14 protein-coding genes are annotated in these 14,881 nt (G+C 65.8%); 4 read left to right on the top strand and 10 right to left on the bottom strand.

Going from position 1 to position 14,881, the window contains the following annotated elements:
• Positions 1-47 precede the first annotated feature (47 nt).
• Together AB5Y72_RS06225 and AB5Y72_RS06220 are read left to right on the top strand one after the other, a co-directional pair.
• The gene (locus AB5Y72_RS06225; protein WP_005332956.1) at positions 48-326 is read left to right on the top strand and encodes a YfcL family protein; all 279 of its coding nucleotides are present in this window, start codon (positions 48-50) and stop codon (positions 324-326) included.
• Positions 327-425: 99 nt separating this feature from the next.
• Positions 426-2,090, top strand: coding sequence for an AMP-binding protein (locus AB5Y72_RS06220; protein WP_368198704.1), 1,665 nt, complete (start codon positions 426-428; stop codon positions 2,088-2,090).
• Between the two features lie 77 nt (positions 2,091-2,167).
• Here the strand turns inward: AB5Y72_RS06220 and cdd are convergent, their stop codons facing one another.
• From cdd to AB5Y72_RS06205, 3 genes are all read right to left on the bottom strand, one after another.
• Positions 2,168-3,049 (bottom strand): cytidine deaminase, encoded by an 882-nt coding sequence (cdd, locus tag AB5Y72_RS06215; protein ID WP_368198703.1) that lies wholly within the window; start codon positions 3,047-3,049, stop codon positions 2,168-2,170.
• Between the two features lie 225 nt (positions 3,050-3,274).
• The gene (locus AB5Y72_RS06210) at positions 3,275-3,961 is read right to left on the bottom strand and encodes an LrgB family protein (protein WP_368198702.1); all 687 of its coding nucleotides are present in this window, start codon (positions 3,959-3,961) and stop codon (positions 3,275-3,277) included.
• Positions 3,962-4,019: 58 nt separating this feature from the next.
• Positions 4,020-4,379, bottom strand: a complete 360-nt coding sequence (locus AB5Y72_RS06205; RefSeq protein WP_368198701.1) for a CidA/LrgA family protein — start codon at positions 4,377-4,379, stop codon at positions 4,020-4,022.
• A 130-nt stretch (positions 4,380-4,509) separates the two neighbouring features.
• Between AB5Y72_RS06205 and AB5Y72_RS06200 the strand changes: the two genes are divergently transcribed.
• A complete protein-coding gene (locus AB5Y72_RS06200) occupies positions 4,510-6,225 on the top strand; it encodes a glycoside hydrolase family 36 protein (protein WP_368198700.1) in 1,716 nt (571 codons plus the stop codon).
• 73 nt (positions 6,226-6,298) lie between these two features.
• Here the strand turns inward: AB5Y72_RS06200 and AB5Y72_RS06195 are convergent, their stop codons facing one another.
• The 6 genes from AB5Y72_RS06195 to AB5Y72_RS06170 form a co-directional block, all read right to left on the bottom strand.
• Complete coding sequence (locus AB5Y72_RS06195) at positions 6,299-6,805, bottom strand: hypothetical protein (protein ID WP_042075388.1); 507 nt, start codon at positions 6,803-6,805, stop codon at positions 6,299-6,301.
• A 148-nt stretch (positions 6,806-6,953) separates the two neighbouring features.
• Positions 6,954-8,381, bottom strand: a complete 1,428-nt coding sequence (sbcB, locus tag AB5Y72_RS06190; protein ID WP_368198699.1) for an exodeoxyribonuclease I — start codon at positions 8,379-8,381, stop codon at positions 6,954-6,956.
• Positions 8,382-8,590: 209 nt separating this feature from the next.
• Positions 8,591-9,301 (bottom strand): metallophosphoesterase, encoded by a 711-nt coding sequence (locus AB5Y72_RS06185; protein ID WP_368198698.1) that lies wholly within the window; start codon positions 9,299-9,301, stop codon positions 8,591-8,593.
• Between the two features lie 198 nt (positions 9,302-9,499).
• Positions 9,500-10,270 (bottom strand): ABC transporter substrate-binding protein, encoded by a 771-nt coding sequence (locus tag AB5Y72_RS06180; RefSeq protein WP_325782228.1) that lies wholly within the window; start codon positions 10,268-10,270, stop codon positions 9,500-9,502.
• 53 nt (positions 10,271-10,323) lie between these two features.
• Positions 10,324-11,139: a carbon-nitrogen hydrolase family protein gene (locus tag AB5Y72_RS06175; RefSeq protein ID WP_368198697.1), complete on the bottom strand. Its 816-nt coding sequence runs from the start codon at positions 11,137-11,139 to the stop codon at positions 10,324-10,326.
• Between the two features lie 8 nt (positions 11,140-11,147).
• Entirely contained in the window at positions 11,148-12,299 is a 1,152-nt protein-coding gene (locus tag AB5Y72_RS06170; RefSeq protein WP_368198696.1) for a methionine aminotransferase, read from the bottom strand.
• Positions 12,300-12,413: 114 nt separating this feature from the next.
• Here AB5Y72_RS06170 and AB5Y72_RS06165 point away from each other — a divergent pair, with 114 nt between their 5' ends.
• Positions 12,414-13,304 (top strand): LysR family transcriptional regulator, encoded by an 891-nt coding sequence (locus AB5Y72_RS06165; RefSeq protein ID WP_209791961.1) that lies wholly within the window; start codon positions 12,414-12,416, stop codon positions 13,302-13,304.
• 69 nt (positions 13,305-13,373) lie between these two features.
• Here the strand turns inward: AB5Y72_RS06165 and araA are convergent, their stop codons facing one another.
• Positions 13,374-14,873: an L-arabinose isomerase gene (gene araA, locus AB5Y72_RS06160; protein WP_368198695.1), complete on the bottom strand. Its 1,500-nt coding sequence runs from the start codon at positions 14,871-14,873 to the stop codon at positions 13,374-13,376.
• Positions 14,874-14,881: the final 8 nt, after the last annotated feature.

Here is a 14,881-nt window from a genome sequence, read left to right as displayed (position 1 = left end):
ACTCCCCCGAATTTTTGCCGGCAACCCCGGAAATGAGGCTGCGTTAAATGACGATTCACGATTTTGAACACAAGTTGTTGGGACTGATCGACGCCATGGTCGCCACGGCCAGCGAAGACGAGCTGTTTGCGGGCGGCTATCTGCGGGGTCATATCTCCCTCGCGGTGGCCCGTGCCGAGCTGGAGGGCAAGACTCTGGTGCGGGACGTCAAGAGCTATGTGCTGCGCAGCCTGAACGAGGCCATCCTGCAGGGGGAGCTCTCCGAGCAGGACGAGGTGCTGGTGCAGGAGATGTGGAAGCGTCTGCAACAGCAGGCGGAAGCTTGATCCCATTCGCAGTTCAAACACAAGTTTAAGTAATCTGCTTCCCTGAGTGTTATCAAAAGGTTAATAATGAGGCTCGCCTTTTGTTTCAGGGATTAAACCATGGCCTCCTCCGCACGCATTGCCAACAAACTGCCGCTCGAGATGCTCTATCACTGGGAGCGGCAGTGTCCCGACCGGATCTACCTTCGCCAGACCATCCACCGCGAGTACGTCGACTTCACCTGGGGTGAGGTCGCCGACGAGGCGCGGCGCATGGTGACGGCACTGCGTGCCCTGGGGCTGGCCCCGGGGGACAAGGTGGCCCTGCTCTCCAAGAACTGTGCCCAGTGGTTCATCGCCGATCTGGCGATGCAGATGGGGGGCTACGTGAGCGTACCTATCTACCCCACCGCCAACGTCGACACCATCGAATACGTGCTGCGCCACAGCGAGGCCAGGGCGATCTTCGTCGGCAAGCTGGACGACTGGAAGAGCCAGGAGGCGGGGGTGCCCGGCGACCTGCTGCGCATCGCCTTCCCCTATGACACCATGCCGGCGGCCCACCAGTGGGACGATCTGCTGGCACAATACGACCCCATTCCGGATAGCCCGGTGCAGGCGCCGGATGCCCTGCTGAGCCTGGTCTACACCTCCGGCAGCACCGGCAAGCCCAAGGGGGCCATGCTGAGCGTGGAGCGTTACGCCTGGTCCTGCGAGAAGCTGGTGGAGGCGGTCTCCCTCACCGCGGAGGATCGCGGGTTCTCCTATCTGCCGCTCGCCCACATCACGGAGCGGGTCTACATCTACGGCGGCAGCCTGTTCAGCGGTGCCACCATCGCCTTCCCCGAGTCCCTCGACACCTTCATCGAGGACGTCAAGCGCTGCCGTCCCACCGTCTTCATCTCGGTGCCGCGGCTCTGGGCCATGTTCCGCATCAAGATCCACGAGAAGCTGCCCCAGAAGAAGCTCGATCTGCTGCTCAAGATCCCGTTCATTTCCGGCCTGGTGAAAGGCAAGCTGCAAAAGGGGCTGGGGCTGGATCAGGCGCGGGTGCTGGGCTGCGGCTCGGCGCCGGTGGCGCCGGCCCTGCTCGAGTGGTATCACAGCATCGGCCTCAATATCACCGAGGCCTGGGGCATGACCGAAAACCACGCCTACTCCACCCTCAACTACCCCTTCCGGGCGGACAAGATAGGCACCGTCGGCAAGGCAGGGCCCGGGGTGACCATCAGGATCTCCGAGGAAGGGGAGATCCTCTGTCGCTGCGACGGCATGATGGTGGGCTACTACAAGGATCCCGAGCACAGCCGCGAGGCCATCGATGACGACGGCTGGCTCCACACCGGCGACATGGGCAAGCTGGACAGGGAGGGTTACCTCACCATCACGGGGCGCATGAAGGACGTCTTCAAGACCGCCAAGGGCAAGTACGTGGCCCCGGTGCCCATCGAGGGGATGCTGGGGCAGGAGCCTATCATCGAGCAGCTGTGCGTCATCGGCTACGGCATGCCGCAGCCGGTCGCCCTGGTGCAACTGGCGGAGAGCGCCATGAAGGCCGACAGGGCCGGGGTGGACGCCGAGCTGGAGGCCGCCCTCGATCGGGTCAACGACAAGCTGGAGTCCCATGCCCGCCTGCGCGGCATCCTGGTGGTCAAGACCCCCTGGAACATCGAGAACGGGGTGCTGACCCCCACCATGAAGATCCGCCGCCACCTGCTGGAGCAGAAGTACGCGGACATCGGCGAACGCTGGTCCGGCAGTCAGCGCATCCTGTGGGAGTCCTGACAGGGGAGAGAGCGGTATCTGGAAGACACATGCAAACAGGGGAGCCAATGGCTCCCCTGATTCGTTCCGGCGCGGGATCAGACCGCCAGGTACTCCAGCTGGACGGCGCCCAGGGCCTTGAGGGTGGACTGGGCCGAATCCCGCTGGCTGATTTGGCCATCCTTGCTCTCCAGCAGCACGGCGCGGCGGACGGTGGCGAGATCCTCGCCATTCAGCACCGCGTGGGCGCAGGCCATCTGCATCGGCGGCAGGCTGGGGTTGAAGGCGGCATTCTCGGCATAGCGGCCACAGAAGATGCGCCCGTCCTCGAACTGCAGCGCCACCGCGGCATAGCCCTGGCTGTAGGGGGCATAGCTCTGACGGGCGGCGGCCAGTGCGGCCTGCCACAGGGGATCGTCGCTCTCAAGCACCAGCTCGTCGTGGGCCTGGGGGCTCATCAGGGCGTCGGTGATCTCGAGATCGGCGGGGCCGAAGGAGTGGGGCAGGAAGGATTGCAGCTCGCTGAGATCGTCCGGCAGGGAGACCTTGAGGATCTTGGCGGTGCTCAGTTCGTTCATGAACTGGCGGCAGTGGCCGCAAGGGGTGTAGTTGACGGTGATCTCCGAGATCCCGGTCTCGCCGCCGAGCCAGGCGTTGGAGATGGCGGACTGCTCGGCGTGCACCGAGTGGAACAGCCCCTGGCCCGCGAACTCCATGTTGGCGCCCAAATACCAGGTACCGCTCAGGCCGCAGGCGATGGCACCGACAAAGAACCTGGAGATGGGCGCCACCGAGCAGGCGGCCGCCAACGGCAGCAGGGCCAGGCGCAGGGCCCTGTCATCCAGCCCGGTGGCGGCTTTCAGGGTCGCCACCTGACTGGGGGTGAAACGGGCCTGGAAATCGTCCCCCAGCATGGGGCGCAGGGTGGCCTGGAGCGGGGCGGAAAGGGTCTCGAATGGCTTGGCAAAGCGGGGATGCATACTGTGTCCTCAAAGGCCAATTGGGGGGCCATTGTAGGGAGCAAGCGCGGCGAAATGTGTGAGCGCGCTCACGCCTTGATGGGCAAAGGGCCGGGGATGGTAAAGGAAACGTTTGTCTTTCGCAATCTGTGCGCCAGCTCCCGGCATCAGGGGATGAGGGTATCGTATGGAGATGGTGAATGGGCACAGAGACCACGGCCGCAGGGGCGGCCATGGCAGCGGGGATCAGGTCAGCCAGTGGTAGAGGGCGAACAGCAGGGGGGCGATGGCCGCAGTCAGCACGCCGCACACCACCATGGCGAGCGACGAGAAGGCCCCCTGGGTGATCCCCTGCTCGGCGGAGGCGGCGGTGCCGATGGCGTGGGCACAGGCTCCCATGGCGAGCCCCTGGGCCTCGGGGTCGGTCACCCGCATCAGGCGGAGCAGGGGGTAGCCCACCAGGGCCCCCAGGATCCCCACCACCACCACCACGGCGGCGGCGATGGCGGGAATGCCGCCGAGGGACTGGCTGACGCTCATGGCGAGCGGGGTGGTGATGGACTTGGTGGCGATGGAGGCGAGCAGCGTCGGATCCGCCCCCATCAGGTGGCCAATCCCCAGGGTGGTGCAGACCGAGATGAGCACTGAGGTCAGGGTGCAGAGGAGGATGGGTTTGAGCTTGTCCCGGATCTGGCGCGCCTGCTGGTAGAGAGGCAGGGCCAGGGCCACCACGGCGGGCTCCAGCAGGGCGGTGAGGGGGGCGGCGCCGCCCTGATATTGCGTCAGCGGCAGATCGAGCCAGAGCAGCAGGCCGATGATGACGGCGGTGGGGATCAGCACCGGATTGATGACGGGCCAGGGCAGGCGGCGGTAGAGGGCCCGGGTCATGAAATAGAGCGCCAGGGTCAGGGGAATGGCCAACCAGAAGATCATGGCTGCATCCTTGTGATGACAGGGTGAGGTGACGTGAGCGGCAGGGCGAACCAGAGCATCATGATCGGTTCATCCTCTGATAGAGGTGGCCGACCGCGGCCAGGATCAGCACTATACCGAGCACCACGCAGAGCATGATGAGGCCAAACGATTGGCGCAGGGGCGCGAGCCAGGCCACGAGACCGACCGCCACCGGCACGAACAGGACGCCCATGTGGCGCAGCAGCAGGCCGCCCCCCAGCTCGACCCAGGAGAAGCGGATGAGCTGCAAGGAGAGCAGCACGAACAGCAGCAGCATGCCGAGGATGCTGCCGGGGAAGGCGAAGGGCAGCAGGGCGGCCAGGGCCTTGCCGGCGAGGAGGCAGGCGATGATGACCAGAAAATCACGAAGGTAGAGCAGGGTGCGTCGGAGCAGCACGGGGGCCTCATCTTGGCAACTGTGAGCGAGGTCGCAGTTTAACAGGCGCGGGGAGCATGGAACAGGGTCAACTGACCCGCAGGGGATACAATGGCCCCCGCATAGTCCCCATCCACAAGCAGGAGATCCCATGTCGTCCCCCTCTCTTCTGGCCAGGCTGCGCCAGCTGCCTGCCGATCCCGCCCTGCCATCCCGGCTGTTGCAGACCCGCCAGTGGGAGGGCCCTCTGTGCCGGGTGAGGCTTGACAACACGGGCAGCACTGCGGAGCCGGTGCACCGGTGGCGGCTGTTCGAGGGGGATCTCGGCATCGATCCCGCCTCGGCCATCTACGGGGAGGGGTTCCAGATGCTGGCCCAGACCATGGGTAGCTGGCAGGCCCCCGAGCCGGTGGGGCGCTGCCCGGACGCCTCTGTCTACCGCATCACCGACGACGACGGCTATCACACCGTCCACAACCTGCTGCTGGTGGCGCAGGAAGGGGGCTGGCTGCTGCTGGCGTTCGCGAGCTGCCACCGCTTTGGCGGCGAGTTTCGCCTCTACCCGGACGGGTGCCTCGAAATAGTGATGAACGCCGAGGGGCGCGCCTTGCCCGCCGGGCAGCACTGGCAGAGCGAGGCGCTGATCTGCCTGGAGGGGCCGGACAGGGAGGCCCTGCTCGCGGCGTTGGCGGACTATATCGAGGCCGAACACGGGACTCTCGTCTGCGGGGTCAAGGCGCGCCCGAGCGGCTGGTGCTCCTGGTATCACTACTATGCCCAGGTGAGCGCGGACGACATTCGCGAGAACCTGGGGACACGGGCCAGCCGCTTTCCCGAGCTGCGTTACGTGCAGATCGACGACGGCTATCAGGCCAGGATGGGGGACTGGCTCACCCCTTCCGCCAAGTTCGAGCAGGGGGTGGCCGCGCTAGCACAGGATATCCTCGCCGCCGGCTGCGAGCCCGCGCTCTGGGTCGCCCCCTTCATCGCCGAGCCCGGCTCCCGGGTGTTCCAGCAGCACCCGGAGTGGTTCGTGAAAGGGGAAGACGGCCTGCCGCTCCCCTCCGAGCGGGTTACCTACGGCGGCTGGCGCTGCACCCCCTGGTACGTGCTGGACGGCACCCATCCCGAGGTGCAGGCCCACCTGGAGCAGCTGTTCCACACCCTGCGCGAGCAGTGGGGAATCCACTACTTCAAGCTGGACGCGAACTTCTGGGGCGCCATCCACGGCGGCCGCTTCCACGACCCTGACGCCACCCGGGTGGAGGCCTATCGCCGTGGCATGGCCGCCGTGCTGCGCGGCGCCGGGGAGGGGGCCTTCCTGCTCGGCTGCAATGCGCCGCTGTGGCCCAGTCTCGGCCTGGTGCACGGCATGCGGGTGAGCGACGACGTGGAGCGCCAGGGCGCCCGTTTTCGCCAGATAGCGCGGGAAGCCTTCTGCCGCGCCTGGCAGAACGACCGGCTCTGGGCGCTGGATCCCGACTGTGTCTGCCTGCGGGATATCCCGGGCCAGCACGCCAGCCGCGCGGAGTACGACTTCCACCTGGCCGCCCTGGTGGCGAGCGGCGGCATGGTGCTCGCGGGAGACAGGCTGCAGGATCTGGACGACACGCAGGGAGCGCACCTTGGCAAACTGCTGGCCCTGTGCGAGGGGCGTGCCCCGGCGGCCCGCTTCGACGACATGGGCTTTGCGCGCGGGCGGGTGGCGCTGCCCGGGGGCGGCGAGCTGCTCTGCCTGTTCAACTGGGGTGAACAAGCCACACGGGTCGCGCTGCCGCCGGGGGGAGTGGATTTCTGGGATGACGCTCCCCAGGCAGAGGGGCTGGTGCTGCAGGGGGGCCAGGGGCGAGTGATCCGCTACGGCTGATCCCGGTCAAGGGCCGGGACAGGCATGAAAAAGGCTCCCAAGGGAGCCTTTTTGCCGGAAGGGGCGCTGATCCCTAGAAGTGCCACTCCACGCCGATGGCGTAGTTGGCGGAGCCATAGCCCGGGATCTCGTTGCTGGAGGCGAGCGCCTTGACGGTCAGGCGGTTGCTGAGGGGAATGCCGAGCCCCATGCCGATGGCGATCTCGTCGCTCTGATCCCCCATCATGTCGACCCGCAGGGTGCGATAGAGGGAGAGATCCTGGCTCATCTGGGCATAGATCTGCGACGACTTGTTGTAGAGCTGGCCGAACACCTCCATCTGGAAGCCGTTCTGCGGCGTGATGGCGAGAGGGATGCCGGCGAAGCGGTAGAGATCCGAGTGGTTGAAGTAGCTGTTGGTGATCTGGGGCGTGAAGTCGGTCTGCTGGTAGAGGGTATTGAAGTTGCGCTCGATCAGCCGATAGGTCTGCTCCGGCAGGCGCAGCAGGTAGTCCGGCACCTCGAAACGCACGCCGGCCAGGGCGGCCGAGGGCAGCAAGGCACAGGCGACGAGTGTCAAAGCAGGCAGAGCTGAACGCATAAGACGAGAGATCCCCAACGGTCGAGAGCACGGCATCCATGCCGGTAGCGCATCGTAATTATCAAACTATCAGGAGCTTGGGCCCCGTGCTCATTATGTCTCGCCCGCGGGGTCGGCACAGGGATTTAACTGTGAATCGGCTCACATCTCACAGATCTTCCAGATAGCGGTAGAGACTCTTTAGAATCGCAAAGTTCCGTTCGTTCCCCTGACTCTGTTCGGCCAGGACTTCCAGGCGGGGCACATAGTCCGGCAGGCGGCGGCTGAAGTAGTCGCTGCAGTGCAGGCGCCAGCGCTTCTGCTCCGCCTCGCTCAGGGTGTGGGGCCAGTTGCGGGCGCGGTAGCGGAAAAGCAATTCCGGCAGCCGTGGATCCGTGAAGGCAAACTCCCGCTCCCCCAGCAGATCCGCCGGGGTGGCGCGCACCAGATCCATGGTGGATTTGTCGCCGTGGCCGAAGAAGCCGGCGTAGAGCTGGGTATCGGGATCCGCATCGCTCTGGCCTGCAAACTCCTGGTTGAACACCTCCACCAGTTTTTCCCGCACCTCGGGGTGGGCGCGCAGCAGATCCAGGCTCTTGCGGCACTGCTCCCGGTCGATGCCAAGCTGATCGGCCCGCTCCGGGGTCAGGGTGGCGGCCGGTGCCAGCACCGGGCACTTGTTGATGTGCACCAGTTTCACCGGAATGCCGGCCAGATCCCCCAGTTCCTCTTTCTTGGTGTAGAGGCGCTCGCGGATCTCCTCGCTCGTGAGCTCGATTAGCGGAGTGGGGTCACGGGTCAGATCCACCATGATCACCGCGTTCTGGTTGCTCGGGTGCCAGGCGAGCGGCGACACCCAGCTCGCGCACCCCTGCCAGGGGGAGAACATGCCGGAGACGTGCACCAGGGGCTTCATGGTCACCACGTCGATGAGGGCCTTCACCTTGTTCTTGTTGCGCAGCTCAAAGAGATAGCCGAACAGCTTGGGCTGGGCCTTCTTCACCAGTTTGGCCATCTCTATGGTGGCCAGCACGTCGGAGAGCGCATCGTGGGCGTTGGCGTGGGCCACGCCGTTGGCCACCGTCAGTTTCTCCAGTCGGAAGCTCGGCTTGCCCTCCTCGTCAAAGGCCCACTCTATCCCTTCGGGGCGCAGGGCGTAGCAGGCCCGCAGCATGTCGAGGATGTCCCAGCGGGAGTTGCCGTTCTGCCAGGCGTAGGCATAGGGGTCGTAGAAGTTGCGATACAGGGTGTAGCGGGTCACCTCGTCATCGAAGCGGATGCTGTTGTAGCCCAGCACGCAGGTGCCCGGGGTGGCGAACTCCCCGTGGATCTGGCGGATGAAGTCCGCCTCGCACAATCCGTCCTTCATCGCCTTCTGCGGCGTGATGCCGGTGATGAGGCAGGCTTCGGGGTCCGGCAGATAATCCGCCGGCGGCTTGCAGTAGATGACCAGGGGCTCCCCGATGACGTTGAAATCGGCGTCGGTGCGAATGCCCGCGAACTGCGCCGGCCTGTCTTTGGCCGGGCTGATGCCGAAGGTCTCGTAGTCGTGGAAGTAGAAGGTGGGCCCGCTGGCCGGGTGCGCTGTGTTGCTCATGTTGTTCGAGATGGGGTATCCGGTGACGGCGGCGTCAGGCGCCGGGGTGGGGTGCCAAGCACCGCGGTTGTCAGCATGGTAAACCATAGCGCAGGCGGAGCGAAGCACGGGGCGTCTGCCTGGCGCTTTAATGGGCAACGGGGAGGCTATCTGGCGATAGCCCCCAGGCTCTGCGCTACCCGATGAGCGATGGCTTGAGCGGCCCCGGTTCAGGGCAGGGGGAAGAGAGGGGTCAGGCTGCCCAGATCCAGCAGGGTGAAGTAGCCGCCCTCGTCGGGGTACCAGCCGCCGGTGTCAATGTAGTACACATTGCCAAGGCGCACCGGGACGCTCACCGGGGTGTGGCCCACCACCAGGGCGACGAGATCCGCGACGCCGCTCTCGTCCAGCCGCTCGATGCGGCGCCTTGACCAGAGGCAGACGTTCTTGATGGCCCTAAGCCTCCCGCCGCTTACCCCGGCATCGAGTTGGTCCAGCAGGCCCTGCCAGGAGGAGAAAGGGCAATCGGCGTGGAGCAGCCCGACGGGCCCGGCCGGGGTCGCCACCTCGATGGCGATCGGCAGGGCACGATAGTGGATGGCGAACTGCGCCTGTTCGGCCGGGGTCAGGCGCTGAAACCAGGCCCCGCCGTTCTGGAGCCAGTTCTCCCGATCGCAGCTCTCGTAGCGGCAGACGTAGTCGTCGTGATTGCCGCAGATGGGGTGAAACCAGGGGCTTGCCAGCCAGTGGAGGACCTCGCCGCACTCGGGCCCGCGATCGGTCAGGTCCCCCACGGAGAAGAGGCGATCTCGGGCAGGATCGAATCCCACCTCCTGGAGCGCCAGCCGCAGCAGCGCGAAATGGCCGTGGATGTCGCCGACGGCGAGATCGCGCCCCTGCTGATTGGGCGCGAAACGCCTGATGAGGGGCGAGGGTGTCATGGCTTGCCTCCTTGCCTGAGTCGGTGCGCAGTCACGCTGGGTGTGCTATGCCCGAGCATGACCCATACAGGTGCAGCATGGCACGCTTGGTCGCGACCTTGAAGAGGCAGATGCATCGTCCCGGGGCGGCGCATCTCAGGGATAAAAAATGCCAGTCGATGTCGACTGGCATGGTGTGATGGCGGTCCGACGTCGGGATCAGAGCAGATCTTCGAGCTGGTACTTCTTGAGCAGGGTGTTGAAGGTGCCGTCGGCCTTGACGCTCTCGATGGCGGCATCGAAGCGGGCCTTGAGCTTGTCATCGTGCTTGCGCAGGGCCACCGCCACCCCTTCCCCGAGGATCTTGTCCTGGGTGCCGTTGAACTGGGGACCGACGAAGGCGAACTGCTTGCCCATCTCCTTGTCGAGGAAGCCCACCTTCAACTGCACCATGTTGCCGAAGGTGTAGTCGGCGCGGCCGGACTGCAGATCCAGCATGGGGGACTGGGCGTTGACGTAGCGCTTGATCTTGGCCACCTCGCCATAGCGGGCGGTGACGAAGTTGTCCTGGGGCGTCCCCTCCTGCACCGCGATCACCTTGCCCTTGAAGTGGGCCGGATCGTCTGCAAAGTCGGCGGCCTTGTCGCTGCGCCCCACGAAGCGGTTCTGCATCATGTAGTAGACCTGGCTGAAGTCCACCTTCTGGCGCCGCTCGTCCGTGATGTTCATGGAGGACATGATGGCGTCGTACTTGCGCACCTGCAGTCCCGGCAGCAGGGCATCCCAGGGCTGGTTGATCACCTCGCACTCGGTCTTCATGGCCGCGCACAGGGCATAGGCCAGATCGACCTCGAAGCCGCCGAGCTTGCCGCTGCTGTCGACCATTTCGAACGGAGGGTAGGTGGCGTCGGTGGCGATCACCAGGGGTTTGGCGGCGGCCTGGCCGGCGGTGGCCAGGGCCATCAGCATCATCAGTGTCTTGAGTTTCATGGTCAGTCCCTTGAAGTGTGGTGTCATTCCTAGCGTGCTAAAGAGTGCCGGCCTCAAGGGCCGACGGCTATCTTGCGATGGGCGAGGGCCGGCAACTGGCTGCGCACCGTGCGCTGTGCTGCCAGATCCAGGGTGGCGATGGCAAGGCCCTGACCCTCCTCTACCTGGGCCAGTATCCGGCCCCAGGGATCGATGATCATGCTGTGGCCGAAAGTGCGCCGCCCACCGGGGTGGTGCCCCCCCTGGGTGCTGGCGAACACGAAGGCCAGGTTCTCCACCGCCCGGGCCCGCAGCAGCAGCTCCCAGTGCGCGAGCCCGGTGGTGTGGGTGAAGGCCGCGGGCAGGGCGATGAAATCGGGGGCAGGATCGAGTCGAAACAGCTCCGGGAAGCGCAGGTCGTAGCAGATCCCGACGCGCAGCACGCCCCAGGGCAGGGGGTGGCTCACCACCTCCCGGCCCGGGCTCATGGTCGCGGCCTCGTCATACTGCTCCTGCCCGGTGCAAAAGCCAAACAGGTGCAGCTTGTCGTAGCGGCTGGCGAGCTGCCCTTGCGGGTCGATGAGCAGGCTGCTGTTGTGCATCTTGCCGGGCTCGTCGCTTGCGAGCGGCAATGTGCCCGCCAGCAGCCAGATCCCGAGCTCCCGGGCCAGCCCCTGGGCCCAGGCCAGCAGAGGGTGATCGCCGACGGGGGCGGCCAGGGCCACCCGTGCCCGCTCGTCGGCAGGCATCAGGTAGAAGTATTCCGGCAGCAAGGCCAGCTCGGCCCCCTCGGCCGCCGCCTGACGCAGCAGCGCCTCGGCCTGGGCCAGGTTGTGGTCAAGCTGGTCCCCTGAAACCATCTGCAGGACGGCAACGCGCATTGAATCCATGGTGCCTCCTAGACGCCGCACAGGCGCTCGGCGCCCGCCAGCAGGGTGTCGTCATCCTTGGAGAAGGAGAGGCGGATGACCCGCTGATCCGTGCCGTCGTGATAGAAGGCGGATACCGGAATGGTGGCGACCCCGTGATCGCGGATGAGCCGCTGCACGAAGAGGCTGTCCGGCTCGTCGCTTACCCGCTCGTAGCTCGCCAGCATGAAGAAGCTGCCCGCCGAGGGGAGCAGGGTCAGGCGCGAATCCGCCAGGGCCGAGACCAGCAGGTCGCGCTTGCGCTGGTAGAAGGCGGCCAGCCCCTGATAGTGGGCCGGTTGCTGCAACAGGTGGGCGAAGCCGTACTGCATGGGGGTGTCGGCGGCGAACATGGCGAACTGGTGCACCTTGCGGATCTCCTCCATCAGGGGGCGGGGGGCCACGCAGTAACCCACGCGCCAGCCGGTGACGTGGAAGGTCTTGCCGAAGGAGAAGACGGCGACCGAGCGCTCCACCAGCTCCGGATAGCGGATGACGCTCTGGTGCAGGGCGCCGTCGAACACCACGTGCTCGTACACCTCGTCCGAGAGGATCAGGATGTCGGTGCCGCGCACCAGGCGGGCGAGGCGCTCCTGATCCCCTGCCTGCCAGACGGTGCCGGTGGGGTTGTGGGGGGTGTTGAGCACTATCATGCGGGTACGGGGGGTGATGCGGGCGGCGACCTCGTCCCAGGGAATGGCGAAATTCGGCGCCTTGAGGGCGATCACCACTGGGGTGGCCCCCTGCAACTGGATCATGGGGCGGTAGCTGTCGAAGGCCGGCTCGAACATGATCACCTCGTCACCGGGGTGAACCAGGGCGGTGATGGCGCAGAACAGGGCCTCGCTGGCGCTGGCGGTGATGGTGATCTCCTCGCCCGCGTCATAGTGATGGCCGTAGCTGGCTGCAATCTTGGCTACCAGTTGTTCGCGCAGGGCAGGCAGCCCCGTCATGGGGGCGTACTGGTTCTCACCGGCCAGCATGGCCTCGTGGGTCACCCGGATGAGCTCGGGATCGCAGGGGAAGCTCGGTGCCCCCTGGGAGAGGTTGATGCTGGGGTGGCGGGCGGCCAGATCCCCGATCACGGTGAAGATGGTGGTGCCCACCTGGGGCAGTTTGCTGGAAACCTGGGGGATGGACATGGCGCCGTCACCTGCGTGTGTGAAAGAGGTCCCTTTTTAGCCCCCCCAAGGCTTGCCGGACAACGGATTATTCGGCATGGTATGCATGAGTTTTTCTCAAGCATGGAGGCTTGTATGTTGTCCACCCAGCCGCGCACTCAGCTGCCCCTCTATGGCCTGCAGGTCTTCGAGTGTTCTGCCCGCCACCTGAGTTTCACCCTGGCCGCCGACGAGCTGTGCGTGAGCCAGGGGGCGGTGAGCAAGCAGATCGCCCAGCTGGAGGCACGCCTGGGCCACCTGCTGTTCGTGCGCGGTACCCGTTGCCTCACCTTGACCCCGGCCGCCGAGCGGCTGCTGCCCTTCGTTCGCGAAGGGCTGGCCCGCATGGGGGAGGGGCTCAGCGCCCTGCAGACCCTGCCCCACGAGCAGGCGATCAGCATCAAGGTGCCCTCCTGCGCCAGCCGCTGGTTGCTGCGGCGGTTGCAGGCGTTCGAGGGGGAGGCGGTGGAGGTGCGTGGCAGCCACAGCCATGGCATCGACTTCTCCCGGGAGCCCTTCGATCTCGCCATCGTCTACCAGCCCTGCCTGGGGCGCTATCCCCACAGCCAGCCCCTGTTCCGGGAACGGCTGACCCCGGTCTGCGCCCCCGCCTTTGCCGCCAAGCACCGTCTGTTCGAGCGCGATCTGAACGAGCTGCCCCTGCTGCCCCTGATCCATGCCAGCGCCGATCGGCGGGACTGGCGCAACTGGTTTGCCGCCTTCCTCGACATTCCCTGGCAGCCCCAGGGGGGGCAGCTGTTCGATACCCTGGACTTGGCGATGAACGCCGCGCTGCAGGGGTTCGGCCTCTCCCTCGGGGATCCCACAATCGTGGCCGAGGAGCTGGAGAGCGGCGCCCTGGTCGCCCCCTTTGCCCCCGTGCTGGAGACGGATCACGAATACGCCCTGCTCGCCCGGCCCGACAGCCAGCGCCACGGGGTGCTGCGGGTCTGTCACTGGCTGCTGGAGGGGGATGGTCATCCCTGAGGGGACGTGAAATGAAACAGCCCCGCGGGCGGGGCTGTGATCATGGGGCGCTGCTGGCCCAAGAAGGGGTCACTGGCAGATCTTGTAGTAGACCTCGTTCCAGCGCAGCTGCTCCTTGAGCGCGGGGATGCGGGTGTACTCGTCGATGACCACAAACTCGATACCCATGATGTCGGCGAAGGTGCGCAGCTGCTCGATGTCCACCGCCTGGGTGAACACCGAGTGGTGGGCGGCGCCCGCCAGGATCCAGGCCTCGGCACTGGTCTGCAGGTCCGGCAGGGGTTTCCACAGGGCGCTGGCCACCGGGAGTTTCGGCATGGCCTCTGGCAGGTCCACCACTTCCAGCTGATTGACCACCAGGCGGAAACGGTTGCCGAGATCGATGAGGCTGGCGTTGACCGCCTTGCCCGCCGGGGCGGCGAACAGCAGGCGGGCCGGATCGGCCTTCTTGCCTATGCCTAAGTGCTGGGCGTCCAGCACGGGTTTGCCTGCGGCGATGGAGGGGCAGACTTCCAGCATGTGGGCCCCCAGCACCAGGTTGTTGCCCGCCTCCAGATGGTAGGTGTAGTCCTCCATGAAGGAGGCGCCCCCCGGCAGGCCTGCGCCCATCACTTTCAGGGTGCGCAGCAGGGCCGCGGTCTTCCAGTCCCCTTCTGCCCCAAAACCAAAACCTTGCTCCATCAGGCGCTGGCAGGCGAGGCCCGGCAGCTGGTGCAGACCATGGAGATCCTCGAAGGTGGTGGTGAAAGCGCCAAAGCCACCGTCGGTGAGGAACTTCTTCATCCCCAGCTCCTGGCGCGCCGCCTCATACAGGGAGGCACGCACCGGCCCACCCGCCTGCACCGCCTCGGTCAGGGTGTAGGTCGCCTCATACTCGGCCAGCAGCGCCTCGATGTCGCTGTCGGGCACGGCATCGATCACCTTGACCAGATCGCCGACCGGGTGGTAGTTCACCTGATAGCCGAACTGGATCTGGGCCTCAATCTTGTCGCCCTCGGTGACCGCCACGTTGCGCATGTTGTCGCCAAAACGGGCGATCTTGAGGTGGCGGCTGTCGTGGATGGCGGCGGCGATGCGCATCCAGTTGCCAATCTTCTGTCTGGCCTCTTCATCCTGCCAGTGACCCACCACCACGGTGCGGGGCAGCCGCAGGCGGGCCCCCATGAAGCCGAACTCGCGCCCGCCGTGGGCGGTTTGGTTCAGGTTCATGAAGTCCATGTCGATCTCGCTCCAGGGGAGATCCCGGTTGAACTGGGTGTGGAACTGCAGCAGGGGCTTTTGCAACTGGCTGAGGGCCGGGATCCACATCTTGGCGGGGGAGAAGGTGTGCATCCACACCATGAGCCCGGCGCAGCGTTCGTCGTGGTTGGCATCCCGGGCCACCGCGCTGATTTCATCCAGGGTGGTACCGGTGGGTTTGAGCACTATCTTGAGGGGCAGGTTCGCCCCCTCGTTGAGCTGGCTGGTGATGGTGTGGGCGTGATCGGCCACCTGCTTCAGGGTGGCGGCGCCATACAGGTGCTGGCTGCCGACCAGGAACCACACTTCCAGCTGTTTCATCAATTCCATGAGTTTGT

It is taken from the genome of Aeromonas sp. R7-4, assembly GCF_040908055.1.
GTDB lineage: Bacteria > Pseudomonadota > Gammaproteobacteria > Enterobacterales > Aeromonadaceae > Aeromonas > Aeromonas sanarellii.
This window is presented reverse-complemented; position numbering and strand designations above follow the sequence as displayed.